This window comes from Bacillus sp. FSL P4-0334, from assembly GCF_038004825.1.
Classification (GTDB): Bacteria; Bacillota; Bacilli; order Bacillales; family Bacillaceae; genus Bacillus; species Bacillus velezensis.
The window spans coordinates 2,297,491-2,313,735 of sequence record NZ_JBBORX010000001.1; the positions used below are offsets into that span (position 1 = coordinate 2,297,491).

Annotated in this window: 18 protein-coding genes and 1 pseudogene; 9 read left to right on the forward strand and 10 right to left on the reverse strand. The window is 47.1% G+C overall.

Features of this window, described 5'->3' with window-relative positions:
* Positions 1–115: 115 nt before the first annotated feature.
* Positions 116–463 (reverse strand): DUF3147 family protein, encoded by a 348-nt coding sequence (locus NSQ37_RS11955; RefSeq protein ID WP_160241894.1) that lies wholly within the window; start codon positions 461–463, stop codon positions 116–118.
* Positions 447–872, reverse strand: coding sequence for a MarR family winged helix-turn-helix transcriptional regulator (locus NSQ37_RS11960; protein WP_015239656.1), 426 nt, complete (start codon positions 870–872; stop codon positions 447–449). Before NSQ37_RS11960 ends, NSQ37_RS11955 begins: the two co-directional genes overlap by 17 nt.
* Positions 873–1,233: 361 nt before the next feature.
* On the opposite strand from NSQ37_RS11960, the pseudogene NSQ37_RS21255 reads away from it, so the two are divergent.
* Positions 1,234–1,630: pseudogene (locus tag NSQ37_RS21255) on the forward strand (MgtC/SapB family protein); the annotation flags it as partial.
* A gap of 283 nt (positions 1,631–1,913) precedes the next feature.
* Here NSQ37_RS21255 and NSQ37_RS21260 read toward each other — a convergent pair.
* The 4 genes from NSQ37_RS21260 to NSQ37_RS11980 all read right to left on the reverse strand — a co-directional run bounded on the left by NSQ37_RS21260 (position 1,914) and on the right by NSQ37_RS11980 (position 3,494).
* Entirely contained in the window at positions 1,914–2,096 is a 183-nt protein-coding gene (locus NSQ37_RS21260) for a hypothetical protein (RefSeq protein ID WP_076983061.1), read from the reverse strand.
* A 112-nt stretch (positions 2,097–2,208) separates the two neighbouring features.
* Positions 2,209–2,382 carry a YjfB family protein gene (locus NSQ37_RS11970; RefSeq protein ID WP_012117340.1) on the reverse strand — a complete coding sequence of 58 codons (174 nt, stop codon included), beginning with the start codon at positions 2,380–2,382 and terminating at the stop codon, positions 2,209–2,211.
* A 43-nt stretch (positions 2,383–2,425) separates the two neighbouring features.
* Entirely contained in the window at positions 2,426–2,827 is a 402-nt protein-coding gene (locus tag NSQ37_RS11975) for a ribosomal maturation YjgA family protein (RefSeq protein WP_020955665.1), read from the reverse strand.
* Between the two features lie 97 nt (positions 2,828–2,924).
* Positions 2,925–3,494 carry a YjgB family protein gene (locus NSQ37_RS11980; RefSeq protein ID WP_136396283.1) on the reverse strand — a complete coding sequence of 190 codons (570 nt, stop codon included), beginning with the start codon at positions 3,492–3,494 and terminating at the stop codon, positions 2,925–2,927.
* Positions 3,495–3,618: 124 nt separating this feature from the next.
* Between NSQ37_RS11980 and fdhF the strand changes: the two genes are divergently transcribed.
* From fdhF to NSQ37_RS12000, 4 genes are all read left to right on the forward strand, one after another.
* Positions 3,619–6,576: a formate dehydrogenase subunit alpha gene (fdhF, locus tag NSQ37_RS11985; protein ID WP_076423932.1), complete on the forward strand. Its 2,958-nt coding sequence runs from the start codon at positions 3,619–3,621 to the stop codon at positions 6,574–6,576.
* Entirely contained in the window at positions 6,569–7,111 is a 543-nt protein-coding gene (locus NSQ37_RS11990) for a DUF1641 domain-containing protein (protein ID WP_253613070.1), read from the forward strand. The genes fdhF and NSQ37_RS11990 overlap by 8 nt, the downstream gene beginning before the upstream one ends.
* Positions 7,112–7,318: 207 nt before the next feature.
* Positions 7,319–8,536, forward strand: coding sequence for a cytochrome P450 (locus NSQ37_RS11995; RefSeq protein WP_012117345.1), 1,218 nt, complete (start codon positions 7,319–7,321; stop codon positions 8,534–8,536).
* Positions 8,536–9,720 carry a macrolide family glycosyltransferase gene (locus NSQ37_RS12000; protein ID WP_326365125.1) on the forward strand — a complete coding sequence of 395 codons (1,185 nt, stop codon included), beginning with the start codon at positions 8,536–8,538 and terminating at the stop codon, positions 9,718–9,720. Before NSQ37_RS11995 ends, NSQ37_RS12000 begins: the two co-directional genes overlap by 1 nt.
* Positions 9,721–9,762: 42 nt before the next feature.
* Here NSQ37_RS12000 and NSQ37_RS12005 read toward each other — a convergent pair whose 3' ends face one another.
* Positions 9,763–9,948 carry a hypothetical protein gene (locus tag NSQ37_RS12005; protein ID WP_003154919.1) on the reverse strand — a complete coding sequence of 62 codons (186 nt, stop codon included), beginning with the start codon at positions 9,946–9,948 and terminating at the stop codon, positions 9,763–9,765.
* 175 nt (positions 9,949–10,123) lie between these two features.
* Here NSQ37_RS12005 and NSQ37_RS12010 point away from each other — a divergent pair, with 175 nt between their 5' ends.
* A complete protein-coding gene (locus tag NSQ37_RS12010) occupies positions 10,124–10,942 on the forward strand; it encodes a uroporphyrinogen-III synthase (protein WP_039251834.1) in 819 nt (272 codons plus the stop codon).
* A 22-nt stretch (positions 10,943–10,964) separates the two neighbouring features.
* Here NSQ37_RS12010 and NSQ37_RS12015 read toward each other — a convergent pair whose 3' ends face one another.
* From NSQ37_RS12015 to NSQ37_RS12025, 3 genes are read right to left on the reverse strand one after another with little or no spacing between them, the layout of a single operon-like run.
* Positions 10,965–11,726, reverse strand: a complete 762-nt coding sequence (locus NSQ37_RS12015; protein ID WP_053573478.1) for an ABC transporter permease — start codon at positions 11,724–11,726, stop codon at positions 10,965–10,967.
* A 1-nt stretch (position 11,727) separates the two neighbouring features.
* Complete coding sequence (locus NSQ37_RS12020) at positions 11,728–12,465, reverse strand: ABC transporter ATP-binding protein (RefSeq protein ID WP_341123824.1); 738 nt, start codon at positions 12,463–12,465, stop codon at positions 11,728–11,730.
* A 26-nt stretch (positions 12,466–12,491) separates the two neighbouring features.
* A complete protein-coding gene (locus NSQ37_RS12025; RefSeq protein WP_253613066.1) occupies positions 12,492–13,475 on the reverse strand; it encodes a DMT family transporter in 984 nt (327 codons plus the stop codon).
* A gap of 129 nt (positions 13,476–13,604) precedes the next feature.
* Here NSQ37_RS12025 and NSQ37_RS12030 point away from each other — a divergent pair, with 129 nt between their 5' ends.
* From NSQ37_RS12030 to NSQ37_RS12040, 3 genes are all read left to right on the forward strand, one after another.
* The gene (locus tag NSQ37_RS12030; RefSeq protein WP_061862095.1) at positions 13,605–14,102 is read left to right on the forward strand and encodes a cupin domain-containing protein; all 498 of its coding nucleotides are present in this window, start codon (positions 13,605–13,607) and stop codon (positions 14,100–14,102) included.
* 386 nt (positions 14,103–14,488) lie between these two features.
* Positions 14,489–14,905 carry a DUF1641 domain-containing protein gene (locus tag NSQ37_RS12035; RefSeq protein WP_003154908.1) on the forward strand — a complete coding sequence of 139 codons (417 nt, stop codon included), beginning with the start codon at positions 14,489–14,491 and terminating at the stop codon, positions 14,903–14,905.
* 39 nt (positions 14,906–14,944) lie between these two features.
* Complete coding sequence (locus tag NSQ37_RS12040; protein WP_012117352.1) at positions 14,945–16,123, forward strand: NAD(P)/FAD-dependent oxidoreductase; 1,179 nt, start codon at positions 14,945–14,947, stop codon at positions 16,121–16,123.
* Positions 16,124–16,245: the final 122 nt, after the last annotated feature.

Genomic DNA, 16,245 nt, shown 5'->3' on the forward strand with positions numbered 1-16,245 from the left:
CGGTGTCTGCTTCTCGTGAAGAAAGGGGTTTCGCTTTTTAATCGGAGTCACTTTTAAGACAGGGGTATCCCTGTTTTTTTTATTTCCTCGTATTTACAAAGAAGCGCTAAGGTGCTTATTGCTGACTGTTTATATGTTTTACGATAAAATCCTGAGCATACAAGAAAACCAGCCATCCTGTAAGTCCAAGCCCTGATGCGGCAATGAAAGACAGTGAATGGCGAAGAGCGATGCCGATAATGACCAGCATAATGACTGTGGAGGGGATGCCGGAAGCCACGCTGAATGCCAAATGACTTAATGTCTCCTTCGTTTCGCCTTGGATGTACAGCCAAACCATGCTCAGCATACTGACAATTGGTAAAGCCGCTATTATACCTCCATAACTCGGGCTTCTTTTTGATATTTCAGTGATAATCCCAATAATAGCAGCGGAGACAATGATTTTAACGATCGTAAACATCTTCAGCACGCTCCTTCATCAAACTGAATGCTTTTAAGACAAGTGTTCTTTCTTCATTATTCATGCTGTCAAAAAGAAGCTGTTTAAGCTTTTCTTCATCAAGACCGGAATGCCGGTAAAGGACATCCGCCCCCAAACTGGTAAGTTTTAAAATGACTTTCCGCTCATCCTCAACACTTCTGGTTTTATAAACGTACTTTTTCTGCAGTAACCGCTTTATATGTTCCGAAGCGGTATTATGTGATACTTGAATCGCTTCGGCAATGTCTTTTATTCCGACTGCCTTCTCTTTTTGAATGACTTGCAGAATCCGTACACCTTGGTGAGTAATTTTTTCATGGTGCTGATAACGGAGCCGGTAGTAAATATCTGTCCAGAGGTCATTTAATCGCATGATTTCGTTTGACATCATCATCCACCTTCTATCGTTTATTAAGATTATATCTTATATTACGATATATTTTTGCAGATTGAAAGCAATTTTTGAGCATGAGGGAGCGGCATTCGTTCTGTTTTTAGTAGATTGGAAAAGACAAGCGGCCGCAGCTTCAACGAATAAACTTGTTTCATATACTCTCAATAAGTTATTTCCCTTATTTTGGAAACGTCAGCTTAATACCTTCCGCATATAAATAAGGGCGCTGACAATATGATAAAGAACCAAAGTATATATTCAAATGCAGTTTTTTTCAGCAGGGCAGTCTTGTGCTGAAAGAAAAAGATACGGGGGATAAAAAGCGGGTAAGAAGATAAGGACAGGAGAGAGACGGATGGAACTTGATTTTGTGATTCGTCTGGCGGTTGCGGGTCTGCTTGGGGCTCTTATTGGATTGGAGAGAGAATTCAGGGCGAAGGAAGCCGGTTTGAGGACGCATTTTTTAGTGGCCGTCGGCAGCGCCTTGATGATGATCGTTTCCAAATACGGCTTTTTTGATTTGTTATCCAACAGCCATACGTCCTTTGATCCGAGCCGGGTGGCGGCGCAGGTCGTCAGCGGCGTCGGATTTTTAGGAGCCGGCACGATTATTTTGCAGCGGCATGTCGTGCGGGGGCTTACGACGGCCGCGGGGATTTGGGCTACGTCGGGCATCGGGCTGACGATCGGGGCAGGTATGTATGTCATCGGCATCAGCGGCACGATTTTGGCGTTAATCGGGCTTGAACTGTTAAATTTTCTGTTTAAACCGGCGGCGCATTCTTTGTCTGTCAGTTTCAGGATTGAGGAGAAAGCCGTCATGCATGATATTTTAACTTCTCTTGAGGAAAAAGGAATTCTTATTACGTCCTATGAATTGAATAAGGCGGTGCTTGAAGTGAAGGGAAGGGTGAAAAGCAAAAGCGGGAAAGCGGCAGTAATGGAAAAAGTTCAAGCTCTCCCGTATATTCTGTCGGTCAAAGTTGAATAGCAGACAGGGGAAGCCTCCTGTCTGCGGTCATTTCTTTTAAAACATTAATACCAAGGATAGAACGGGATATACGGCCGCGGATAGTATGGATACGGTCTGGGGAAATAATAAGGCGGCCGCGGGTAGTATGGATATGGTCTGGGGTAATAATAAGGCGGCCGCGGATAATGATATGGCACCCGTTCGTGGCTCTCGGCTGTGTCTTCATGGTAGAAAGGATCGTACAAGAGGAAAACCTCCTTTTCAAATGTTGGTTCCGTTTACCTTATTCCTGTATGCCAGGTATGGTGTACGTACAACGGGCAAAAAAAGACGCCGGTTATCATCCGGCATCTTTTTTTACACTTTCACATCAATTGAATGTCCGGCAGTCGGGTGCTGGGACGGCAGCATTTTCACTGTTTCTTCCGCCGCAGCCTGTGCATGCTGCATGACCGTTTTTGTTAAAGCGATATTTACATTCTGCGCCAGAGATGCTTGGTGCATAGCGATTGATAACGCAGGGATATCCATAGCTTCCACCTCCTTATCCCTTCATATCGGCGGCGTGCTCCGATTATGAAGGGGACTGGCGGTTTCTTTTTACGGCCCATTCTAAAAATGCGGCAGCGCATACCCCGAGGGTATAGGCGAAAATGTCACTCCAGACAAATTGCCAGCCGAGGATCAGCCCGCCGAGCGTGCTGCTTCTGATTGCGTCAATCCAAGGCGCGTGATACAGCTGGCTGCATTCAATCAGACAGCAAAACGAGAGGCTCAAAAATGCGGCTGTTTCCGTCCGGATGTTCCGAAACAGAAGCCCGAATCCTGTAAAAATCATTGCCGCCCACAAGGCATCTCCTAAATAAGCGTTTATGATGCCGGGCAATAGGGCGGTGATGTATGCGGTTCTGGACAGCAAACCGAGGGCGATGATAAAAACGGTACATATTCCGTATGTCAATGGATGTCTATTCACTTCACACTGTTCCCCTTTTTTTGTACTCCCATGTATTGTAAGGAACGACGGAAAAGCTGTCTATGAAAAAACGGCCCGGGAGGCCGCTTTTTTTGCGTTATCTGGCTTTTAGGTTGACATGGTCTGCTTTTTGATCACTGCCGATGACGAAGCGGAGCTCATACTGCCCCGTATGGTAGACGTAATCTGTTTCGCCCGTTTTTGGCACTGTCAGGATTTTGTCAGCGCTGCCGATTTGTTTGCTTAAGACGTCAGGTGTGACGCTGCCGAGGTTTAAGCGCCGCTCAACCCCTGTTCCGAAATAGCGTATTTCCGAGATTTTTCCGTTTTTATGATAGGAAAATCCATAACCGGGGTTTCCCATGTTCCAGCTGTATAAATCAAATGGATTGCGGCTGTCTGCTTTTTGTTCCGGCTCGCCGATTTTATCGTAAACGTCCTGTCTTGTGCTTTGGTTGATTTTCAGGCCTCTCACATTTTGCGGCATTTCCCCTTTAAACGCCGATTGGTAAAGGCTGTACACCAGTTCTAGTGCACGTTGATTTTCCGTTTTTGAAGCGGCTGCGGCATGGACGGGCTGTATAACCGAAAATGCTTCTGCGCCGAATGCGCATCCCGTGAGCATCACTGCCGATAATCCCGTGGCGAGTGTTTTTTTCTTCAACATATGTGAACGCCTCCTTTTTACCGCTCATACCCGTATGTTTCCTGAGATAAACGAGATGTTTTAGTGAAAGGCCGGCTGGGAATCATAGAGGATGTATAGAGGGGTACAGAAAGGGGAAAAGAAAATGGCTGGTACAAAGAAAGTTACAATCAATGGGGTTGAAATGGAAGCGCCGGACGGCCAAACCGTTTTGCAGCTTTTGAACAATAGTTCAATTGACGTGCCGCACGTGTGTTATCATCCGAGTCTCGGGCCGATTGAAACGTGCGATACCTGTATCGTCAATGTTAACGGGGAACTGGTGCGTTCGTGTTCCGCGCAAATAAAGGACGGAGATGTCATTGATACGCTTTCGTCCGATGTGAAAAAAGCGCAGATTATCGGCATGGACAACATTTTGCACAACCATGAATTGTACTGCACGGTCTGTGATTACAACAATGGGAGCTGCGAAGTACATAATACCGTAAAGGAAATGAAAATCAATCATCAAAGCATTCCGTTCGATCAAAAACCGTATCCTAAAGATGAATCAAATCCGTTTTACCGATATGATCCCGACCAGTGCATTTTGTGCGGACGCTGCGTCGAAGCCTGTCAGGACGTACAGGTAACCGAAACGTTAAGCATTGATTGGGAGCGGAAACGCCCGCGGGTCATTTGGGATCAGGATGTGCCGATCAATGAATCATCATGTGTTTCCTGCGGACATTGCTCGACGGTATGTCCGTGCAATGCCATGATGGAAAAAGGCATGGAAGGCGAAGCGGGGTATTTAACAGGCATTAACCAAGAGACGCTTCGGCCGATGATTGACATCACAAAAGGGGTCGAAACCGGGTACGGATCGATTTTGGCCATATCGGACATGGAATCGGCCATGCGGGATGAAAGAATCAAAAAAACGAAAACCGTATGCACTTACTGCGGTGTCGGATGCAGTTTTGATATATGGACAAAAGGAAGAGACATTTTAAAGGTCGAGCCTCAGGCCGAGGCGCCAGCAAATGGCATTTCGACGTGTGTGAAAGGGAAATTCGGCTGGGATTTCGTCAATAGTGAAAAGCGCCTTACCAAACCGCTTATCCGGGAAGGAGACTCGTTTCGGGAGGCGGAATGGGATGAAGCGCTGCAGCTGATCGCTGATAAATTTACCGATATAAAAGAACATTTCGGCCCGGACGCACTTGCCTTTATCACATCTTCCAAATGCACGAATGAAGAATCATACGTGATGCAGAAGCTTGCGAGAGCCGTCATCGGCACAAATAATGTCGACAACTGCTCACGCTACTGCCAGTCTCCCGCCACGGCCGGATTGTTCAGAACGGTCGGATACGGCGGTGATTCAGGGTCGATTACAGATATAGAAAAAGCTGAGCTCGTGCTGATTATCGGCTCAAATACGTCTGAGTCTCACCCCGTCCTGTCCACACGCATTAAACGTTCTCATAAACTGCACGGACAGAAGCTCGTTGTCGCTGACTTGCGAAAACATGAAATGGCCGAGCGCTCCGATGTGTTTTTCCAGCCGCGTGCCGGATCAGATATTGTCTGGCTGAATGCCGTATCGAAATATCTGCTTGATCACGATTTGGCGGATACTGCATTTCTGAAGGAGAGAGTGAACGGATTAGATGAATTTGTGAAAAGCCTTGAACCTTATACAATGGAATATGCGGAAAAACATACCGGTGTGGACAAGGATACCCTAATCAAAGTGGCCCGGATGATTCATGAAGCCGGCAGCGTGTGCGCACTGTGGGCGATGGGTGTCACCCAGCATATCGGAGGAAGTGATACGAGCACGGCCATTTCCAACATGCTTCTTGTGACCGGAAATTACGGCAAGCCCGGCGCAGGCTCATATCCGCTTCGGGGCCATAATAACGTGCAGGGAGCCAGTGATTTCGGCAGTATGCCTGACAGCTTCCCCGGTTATGAAAAAGTAACGGATGAAAAAGCCCGCAAAAAGTATGAGCAGGGCTGGGGAACAGACTTGCCGAAAGAAATCGGAATGACAAATCATGAAATGATCGAAGGCATCCACTCAGGAAAACTGAAGTCCATGTACTTAAAAGGAGAAGAAATGGGGCTTGTCGACTCCAATATTAACCATGTTCATGCCGCATTTGAAAAGCTTGATTTCTTCGTTGTGCAGGATATCTTTCTTTCGCGTACGGCCGAGTTCGCCGATGTCGTGCTTCCGGCAAGCCCGAGCCTTGAAAAAGAAGGGACGTTTACGAATACGGAACGGAGGGTGCAGCGCCTTTACAAAGTGTTTGAACCGCTGGGCGATTCAAAGCCTGATTGGCAGATCATTACGGACATCGCCAACCGTCTGGGCGCTGATTGGCACTATGAACATCCGGCAGACATTATGGAAGAAGCGGCAATGCTTTCGCCGCTCTACGCAGGCGTCACTTACGAACGTCTCGAAGGCTACAATTCACTGCAATGGCCGGTTGCAGCGGACGGAACCGATTCACCGCTTTTATTTACGGATAAGTTCCCGTTTTCAGACGGCAAAGCGATTCTATATCCCGTTCAGTGGACCGAGCCGAAAGAATTTGGTGAAGAATATGATATCCATGTGAATAATGGGCGGCTGCTCGAGCATTTTCACGAAGGGAATCTGACTTACCGATCAAAAGGAATATCCGAAAAAACACCGAGTGTGTTCCTTGAGGTCTCGCCCGAACTCGCCGAAGAAAGAGGGCTGGAAGACGGAACGCTTGTCCGTCTGACATCACCGTACGGAAATGTGAAAGTCAAATGCGTCATCACAGACAGGGTAAAAGGCAAACAAGTCTATCTTCCGATGAACGATTCAAAAGACGCCGCCATTAACCTTTTGACAAGCAGCTATGCCGATAAGGATACCGATACACCGGCTTATAAAGAAACATCAGCGAAGATGGAGATTTTGAAAAAAGAAGGCGTTAATCCGCTTCCGAAAATCAATTTCCGTTACGGAAACCCGCAGCCGCAGATCGGTGTCCGGGTTGATCGGAAATGGGCGCGTAAAGATTATGTATTCCCGGGAGACGCCGTAAAAAGGGGGAAACAGCAAAATGGCTAAAGCAATCAGCGGCATCCGAAAACAGACCGTCACAGAAGAAGACAAACGAAAAAAGGACTTAGAAGAGATCGAGACGGCTCTTTTACGAAATAAAGACGCGATTTTGGAATCTCTGCATATTCTTCAGCACATGAACGAGCGCGGCGTTTTGGCGCTTCTGCGCGGGCTCTTCGGCCAGGGAGACAAAGTGATGGATATCCTCGTGAAGAAGGCGAATACTCCGGAAACGGCCAATATGCTGAAAAATCTCCTGTTGTTAAGCGGCGTTCTCGGCATGCTCGATGTAAAACAGCTTGAGCCGTTTATCGTTAAAATCAATGCGGGGGTCACAAAGGCCGTCGAGGAAAAAGACAGCGGCAGGAAGACCGGGTATTTTGATATCGTCCGCGCTTTAAAAGACCCGGAAATCAACAAGGCCGTCACTCTGCTGTTTTCTTTCCTGAAAGGCATGGGCGCTGATACGAACGATATGGAAAGAAATACGCAGCCTCCTGAAGACCAAAAGCAGCACCAGAAACCGCAGACGAATGAGTGAACATATCTCCCGAGCCTGGCCGAAGGCTCGGGTTTTTTGTGCGCTTCTCCTGTTTTCTTGGGAGAAATTTCACCTCCGGATTCATGACTTTTGTTGTGTTATGTTAATAGTTAAGGTTATGAATAGAAAAAAATTGAAAATATGTGCTAGGATAAAATTCAAGGTACGTCAACTATTCAAATATGAAACAATCAGGAGTGATGAAACATGAGTAAGCTGAGGAGCACGAGACAAGCCATCCAAAGAACCCTGATGAAAGGAAAAAACGGCCTGGACGTATACAACCCTTTTCCTTGGTACGAAAAAATGAGACGGGAAAGCCCTATACACTTTGATGAAGAAACGAAGGTTTGGAGTGTGTTTTTATACGATGATGTCAAAAAAGTCATTAGTGATAAAGAGACGTTCTCAAGCCTCATGACTGATGTGAAAAGCTCGATTGCAAAGTCCATGCTGAATATGGACCCGCCGAAGCATACCCAAATCAGATCCGCCGTCAATCGCGCTTTCACTCCCCGCGTCTTGAAGGAATGGGAGCCGAGAATTAAAGACATTACCGATCATCTCCTGAAACAGGCAAAGAACAAAGGGCGGATTGATATCGTTAAAGATCTCTCTTACCCTTTGCCGGTCATGGTGATTTCAGAATTATTAGGCGTTCCGTCCGAACGTATGGATCAGTTTAAAAAATGGTCGGACATTCTCGTCAGCATGCCGAAAGATGCGAGTCCTGAAGCGGCGGAGAAAAATCAGCAGGAACGTGACCAATGTGAGGCGGAGCTGGCGGCGTTTTTTGCGGAAATAATAGAAAGCAAACGAAAACAGCCCGGCCAAGACATTATTTCTATTTTGATAAAAGAGGAAGAAGAGGGAGAGAAGCTCACGGCAGAAGATCTGATCCCGTTTTGCAACCTGCTTTTAGTGGCGGGAAATGAAACAACGACTAATCTCATTTCAAATGCGGTTTACAGCATATTAGAGACGCCCGGCCTTTATGAAGAGCTGAGACAGGACCCTTCTCTCATCGCGCAAACGGTGGAAGAAACGCTGCGTTTTCGCGCTCCCGCTCCGTTTGTCAGAAGGACGGTCCGGCACGACACTGAACTGCGCGGACGCCGCTTGAAAAGCGGGGAGATCGTTCTCTGCTACGTTGCATCTGCCAACCGTGATGAAAACAAATTTGAGAAGGCGGGCGTATTTGATATTCATCGCCAATCGAATCCGCACCTTTCCTTCGGATTCGGCGTACACTTCTGCTTAGGCGCTCCGCTTGCCAGACTTGAAGCGGAAGTGGCGCTGAAAGGAATTGTAAAAGCCTTTTCACACCTTGAGCCGGTCCGGATTGAGCCGATCCGAAACAGTGTCATGTACGGGCTGGAGTCTTTAGAAGCGGAGATAAACGAAAATGAGGGAGAAGAAAAATGATGAGAAAAACACACATCGCCATTATTAATGTGGCCGCTCACGGTCATGTCAATCCCACGCTGCCCGTAGCCGAGGAACTTGTCAATCGCGGGTATAAAGTGACATTCGCTACGACTGAGGAATTTGAAGCTTCCGTTGCCAAAACGGGCGCCATTCCCGTTTTATACCGCACAAGCATAAAGGCGGACCCGGAGACGATAAAAGATCGGGTAAACAAAAATGACGCGTTTGTGATGTTTCTGGAAGAAGCGGTTGAAGTGCTTCCGCAGCTGGAAGAGCTGTACAAAGACGACCTTCCTGACATCGTCCTGTTTGATTTTTTAGCTCTTGCCGGAAAATTGTTTGCGGATAATGGCGGCATCCCGGCCGTAAAGTTCTGCCCGAGCTATGCAATGAATGAGTATTTTCAATTAGGAAGAGACGAAGAAACACTGGAAGCGGCCAAACAGGCGATAGAAGAATACCAGGAGCAGATTGAAAATGAACAATTGAAACGGATGACAATGGAAGAATTTTTCATGCCTGAAAAACTGAATATTGTCTTTATGCCAAGGGCCTTTCAGCCGAAACAGGAAACCTTTGATGAACGATTCTGTTTTGTGGGTCCGTCTCTTGGAGAACGCACAAATACGGGAAGTCTGGAAATTGATGCAGCCGATGACCGTCCGCTTATGCTCATCTCACTGGGAACGGCGTTTAACGCCTGGCCTGAATTTTACCAGATGTGTATTGACGCGTTTCGGGACTCGGACTGGCGGGTTATTATGTCAGTCGGCACAACAATTGATCCGGAAAGTTTTTCGGATGTCCCCGATCACTTTATCATCCGCCAGCACGTTCCTCAGCTTGATGTGCTGGAGAAAGCAAAGCTGTTCGTATCTCACGGCGGGATGAACAGTACAATGGAGGCGATGAATGCGGGTGTCCCGCTCGTTGTCGTTCCGCAAATGCACGAACAAGAGGTTACCGCAAAGCGTGTGGATGAATTGGGGCTTGGCGTGCATCTGCCGCCGAAAGAAGTCACTGTGGCCCGTTTGCAAAAAGACGTTCAAAACGTATACGGCGATAAAAACATCCTCAGCCGCGTGAAAAGCATGCAGCAGAAAATAGAAGAAACCGGCGGCCCCAAACAGGCTGTTTGTGCCATTGAAGAATTTTTGAAAAAGGCGGCCGTCGAAAATTGATTGAGAAACAGGCAGCGCACCGGAAGACGGCTGCCTGTTTTGTTATATGTTTTTCTTCATGCCGCATCTCCGGCATTCCCTCAAAAATTTTCCGCCCTTCACTGAGCTTTTAAACAGCGTGTAGTCGCAATTGTCACATCGGCCGCTGTGAACATCAGGATATTCATTGAACTCATAAATGACCGAAGTATCGTATCCTTTTGTCTCGAACTCTTTTTTTGTTTCCATGATTGAAAATCCCTCCGCGAATCAAATCGTTCTGCCCGGTTAATGATACAGCAACTGCACGGGGGATTCAACGGGAGCATAGCTTGATTTTCCCGGCTGATTGCGTAACAATAATAGAAATAAATGACGGCCTGCCATAGGGCGCCCGGCATCTGAAGGGAAGAAGAAAACAGCGATGGGAAAAGGATTGAACGGGAAACGGATTGCCATCGGCGGTTCGCGGAAAACAGAAGAGATCACAAGATTAATAGAAAAGCAGGGCGGAACGGCGGTCGTCCGTTCCCTCCAAGGAACCGTATACCTGGCGGAGGATCAAATTGAACCCGACGTAAGAACATTTGCCGGGCAAAAAGCCGACTGGGTGATATTCACCACAGGCATCGGTACGGAAACGTTATTGTCGGTATCGGAAAAAATCGGTCTGAAAGAAGAATTTTTAGCGGCCGTTCATGAAGCGAAAATCGGCTGCAGAGGCTATAAAACATATGCGGCCTTAAAAAAGCTCGGCATCACGCCGCATGCCTCAGATGAAGACGGTACAACAAGAGGGCTGATCCGCTCCTTGGAACGATTTGACTTTAAAGATAAAAAAGTCATGATACAGCTTCATGGCGAAAAAGCGCCGGTCTTAACGGAGTTCCTTGAGAAAAACGGAGCGGAGGTATTCCCTGTTCTGCCGTATCAGCATATTCCGCCTGAAAGGGAGACGGTCGATAAACTGCTGGGAGAGCTGTTAAACGGAGAGGTCGATGCCGTATGTTTTACGACAGCCATTCAAGTGCGTTCTCTCTTTGATTATGCAAAAGAAAAAGGGTTCACAAAAGAAGTGCAGCAGGCATTCGAAAAACAAGTGCTTGCCGCCGCAGTCGGCAAAGTGACGGCTGAAGCGATCCGGGATGAAGGGGTAAAGAGGGTCCTTGCTCCGGACATTGAGCGGATGGGAGCGATGATTATTGAATTATCCCGTTACTATGAATCTCTGACCTTGTCATAAATCATTCAGCAGGGAAAAAAGCCTACGCTTCCCTGCTGAATTTTTTTAATTGCCAATGTTCCGTGAAAAGGGAAGGATATGTCAAGGCGCTGAGTATGATACATGTAAGAAGAGCGGAGGCCATCGTTGTAAAAACGATCAGCAGCTGAAAGCGCACCGCCTGTATCGGATCAGCCCCCGCTAAAATCTGCCCCGTCATCATGCCGGGAAGCTGAACGAGACCCAATGTTTTCTGGCTTTCAAGCGTCGGAATCATACTGAGCTTCATACTGGACGTCAATATCTGCCGGACGGCCTGCTTAGGCGTTCCTCCGAGAGAGAGAATCAGTTGGATCTCTTCTTTCCGCAGATCCGCTTCCGAACTGAGCTTGTTTAAAAACAGGCTTGAGAGCACCATGGAGTTTCCGATAACCATGCCGCTTATCGGAATGACATATCTTGAAGTGAACGGAATGATATGCAGGGTCAGTAAAAGTCCCTGCGTCACGGTTTCCGCGATCGCCAGTGTCAGAAAAACGCGCCAAAATGAGCCGATCCGCATTTTGGCGCGTTTGGAGACATTGTGCGAAGCGGCCGTGAGCATGAGAAGCACCATTAATATGATAAATATCGGGTGATCACCGCGAAAAATCAGCGACAGCACATAGCCGATGATGAGAAGCTGAATGACGGCCCTGACGGTTGCGACGATCATATCCTTTTCGACGCCGGCTTTAAAAGATTTAGACAGGAATAAAGCGATAATGACAAATATACTTGTCAATAACAGAGAAAGATCATTCATATCAGCACCCGCTCCCTTGTAAAAGCGCCCGGGCCTTTTCATGTTTCGGTTCCTTAAAGAACGTTTTCGTTTCCGCGGTCTCTAAAAGCCGTCCCTCAGCCATAAACCATACCGTATCGGATAACCGTTCGGCTTGTTCAAGGTTATGGGTGATCCACAGGACCGTCAGCTGTTTTTGCCGATGGAGTTTCGTAATCAGTTTCTCAATGATGAGAACGGATGACGGGTCCAGCGCCGAGGTGATTTCATCCAGCAGCAGGATGGACGGCAGTCCGGCGAGGGTTCGCGCTAATGAGAGCTTCTGCCGCTGCCCTCCGGATAATTCTTTTGCATTTCGATCCAGAAGCCCGCACGGAAGGTCTGTAAAATCTGCGAGCTCTTCAGGCGTATAGTGCTGTGCCTCGTGGAGTTTTTCTGCGAGCAGAAGGTTGTCCCGCACCGTTCCCTCGAGGACGGGAGCTGATTGAAATGCAAGGCCCGCGGTTTTTCTGAGCTCTCTGATGTCCCAGTGTCTTATTTCTTTTCCGAATACAAGCACTTCCCCTTCATCAGGTGTATTCATCAGATTGCACAGTGACAGCAATGTGCTTTTTCCCGCGCCGGAAGGGCCTATCAACGCCGTGATAGAACCTTTTTGAATATGTCCGGTTACACGGCTGAGGACATCAAAGGACGTATTGTTTTGTTCAAAGCGTTTGCCGGCTGACAGAAAAGATATTGCCGGAATTTCTTCTTTCATACAGGAGGACACCTTTCGTAAAAAAATCAGGAACCGGTGAGATTGGCTGCCGTTTGCTCAGCCGTTTTCTGGTCTGTCTGCCGGGAAGCGAATGTATGCATGACCATTCCCGCAATAATAATGAACAGTCCGGCAAATGAAAGAAGTGACGGAAACGCCGCGGATAAAAAGACGATTTCGCCGATCAGTGCAAAAAGAACCTCTCCGGACTGCGTCGCTTCAACAGCAGCGAGCTTCTGCGGCTCATTCCTCACCATATCGGTGGCGCGGAAAAATAATACTGTTGCGATAACGCCAGAGCTGAGTGCGACGATAAAGGATTGGAATGACTGTCCCATTGACGGAAGCCCGTCTCTATGCCAGCCGAAAGCGGCGATCAAAAGCCAAAACGGAAGGCTTGCGAGCGTCATGCCGAGCACCCGCTGAAACGTATCGAGTTTTCCGCCGTATTGTTCCAGCATTTTGCGGTTGCCGAGCGGATAGGCAAAAGCGGCGATGACGACCGGCACCACGCTGAATAGTATCGTGCGGCCGGACAGAGAACCCGCATGCTGAAGCTGAATCAGACCGGCTCCGATCAGGATGATGACGGAAGTAACCAGCGAAATCAGCGGGATCTTTTGTCTGACGGAAACCGGGCCCGCCGGTGAATTTTTTGTTTCGTAGAAAAACGGCGACAGAAGCACACCCGCGACAATTGTAATCTGCCACGTGCCGGCGATCAGCCAGCCCGGCCCATATGCCGCCGCAAACGTAATCGGGGCATAAAAAAGCACGAACCCGGTAAAACTCCACTTCAGCCAAAAAAACGGTTTTTTTCGGATTTCATGCCAGAGCGGCCCCCATTTTCCTTTCGCATAAACGATCAAAAATAAAAACGGAACCATAAAAAGAAAACGCAGGGAAGAGCTCCACATCCAGCTTCCGCCGGAAAGCTCCATCGCCCTGTTTAAAATAAATGTGACTGCAAAAAACAGAGATGCCAATATTCCGATCACGATGGCTTTCATTAAATCCCTCATTTTGACACATATTTTTTTATACTATACTATTCACCGGCAGGCTTCGCAATGGAATATGAGAAAATAGCGTTTTAACAAATGATGAATGGGAAACAGACATATACGGAGGTGAAAACAATGCAGAAAGAGGATATTCAAGTGCTTTATTTTGAAGATGACGGCCGCATTCCGAATAACCCGAATCTTCCGCTTGTTATTTATAAAGCGGTATTTAATGAAGAAACGGTGCAGAAAGCAGAGTCCGTCCTCCGCCGACACGATTGGTCGAACAGCTGGACGGGCGGAGTATTTCCGTATCACCATTTTCACAGCACCACGCACGAAGTTCTTGTCGCGGTAAAAGGAAACGCGGTTTTGAGGTTCGGCGGGGAACAAGGAGCGGACGCCGTTCTTCAAATGGGAGACGCCGCGGTCATTCCGGCCGGCACCGGACATAAAAAACTGTCGGGCAGTTCTGATTTTACCGTGATCGGGGCTTATCCGGGCGGCCGGCAGTACGATACAAAAACGGAGAAAAATGATAGAACTTCAGAAGAAATCAGCCGTGTCCCGCTCCCGGAATGCGACCCCTTTACGGGAAAAACGGGCCCGCTATTAAAATTGTGGGAGAAATGACAGGGGAAAAGCGGATGGTCTGTAAAAAAATAGCCTAAAAGAAACGTTATTACACCCCCGCCATATAAATAATTTCATAAACGAAACAATTCACGTTCAAATTTTGTTCAAAAAGTGTTATTATATAAGAGTAAATCAAATTGGGGTTTTTTATGTTTGCTATTTTCAGAGAGGAAAAAGAAATTTTGACTTATTCAATTGTTTTTGTTGATATAAAAATAATACTGGATATGGCAAAGTGAAAAACTGGGTAGTAAACATTTATTTTTGTAAATGATTGTGCATGAATTCACAATCTTGCTTTTTCATGCTTTTCTGCATGAAGGGGGAAAGGCTACCCTTTCCAAAAAAATCAGCATACTGCTTATAGTAAAGGAGAATCGGATATGCCAGAAACAATCGATCAAACAAATGCATCTGTCAGCCAAGGCCAACGCGATCTTATTGATCAGCTGCTAAAACCTGAAGTTCAAGAATCACTGACTGTTTTAGTGGATCAGCTTCCAAAACTGACTGAGTTAGTAAATATTTTAACGAAGTCTTATGATTTTGCACAGTCTGTAGCGACAGACGAAGTATTGAAGAGCGATACAGTGGGTGCGCTTACAGAAATTCTTGAGCCGGTGAAAGAAACAGCGAAAGAAGTGGCGGCTACTGCGATCGAAGCAAAAGACCGCGCGGATGCAAGCAATGAAACGATCGGACTTTTCGGCCTGCTGCGCATGCTGAAAGATCCTCAAGCTCAAAAGCTGTTCCGTTTTGCTAACAGCTATCTTGAAATCATGAACGAAAAACAAAAATAATCTCAGATTCAAATTGATATAAAGGACGGAGGATATACGATGTCAAAACATATTGTCATTTTAGGCGCTGGTTACGGCGGAGTTCTTTCTGCTTTAACCGTTCGCAAACATTACAGTAAAGATGAAGCACGCGTAACCGTTGTGAACAAATACCCGACTCACCAAATCATTACGGAACTGCACCGCCTTGCAGCGGGCAACGTGTCTGAACAGGCTGTTGCTATGCCGCTTGAAAAACTTCTGAAAGGAAAAGACGTCGACATTAAAATCGCAGAAGTCAATTCTTTCTCAGTTGATAAGAAAGAAGTTGCCCTTTCTGACGGTTCTAAGCTGACTTATGACGCGCTTGTTGTCGGACTTGGTTCTGTTACGGCTTATTTCGGCATTCCTGGACTCGAAGAAAACAGCATGGTGCTGAAATCTGCTGCTGATGCCAACAAAGTATACAAACACGTGGAAGACCGTGTGCGTGAATACGCTAAAACGAAAAACGAAGCTGATGCAACGATCCTTATCGGCGGCGGCGGCTTAACAGGCGTCGAGCTTGTCGGTGAGCTTGCTGACATCATGCCGAACCTTACGAAAAAATACGGCGTAGATCCGAAAGCAATCAAACTGAAATTAGTAGAAGCAGGTCCGAAAATTCTTCCTGTTCTTCCTGATGACCTTATCGAACGCGCGACAAAAAGTCTTGAAAAACGCGGCGTTGAGTTCTTAACAGGTCTTCCTGTTACAAATGTTGAAGGAAACGTTATTGATCTGAAAGACGGTTCAAAAGTCGTTGCCAACACATTTGTATGGACAGGCGGCGTACAAGGCAACCCGTTAGTCGGCGAATCCGGCCTTGAAGTGAACCGCGGACGTGCGACGGTTAACGATTTCTTACAATCTACTTCTCACGAAGATGTATTCGTTGTCGGAGACAGCGCTGTATACTTTGCGCCGGACGGCCGTCCGTACCCGCCGACAGCGCAAATCGCTTGGCAGATGGGTGAACTTGTGGGTTACAACCTGTTCGCTTACTTAGAAGGAAAAACGCTTGAAACATTCAAGCCTGTAAACTCTGGTACGCTTGCAAGCCTCGGACGTAAAGACGCGGTTGCCATCATCGGAGCGAACTCTACTCCGCTGAAAGGTCTTCCGGCATCTTTAATGAAAGAAGCAAGTAACGTACGTTATTTAACACATATCAAAGGATTATTCAGCCTCGCTTACTAATCCTTAAGATCACACAGAAGACATTGCCGGACTTTCTCGGCAGTGTCTTTTTTTTGTATGAAAATGTTAACGGATACAATTTTCTGAAAAATAAAATAAAAATGATTGATATGTGAGAAAGA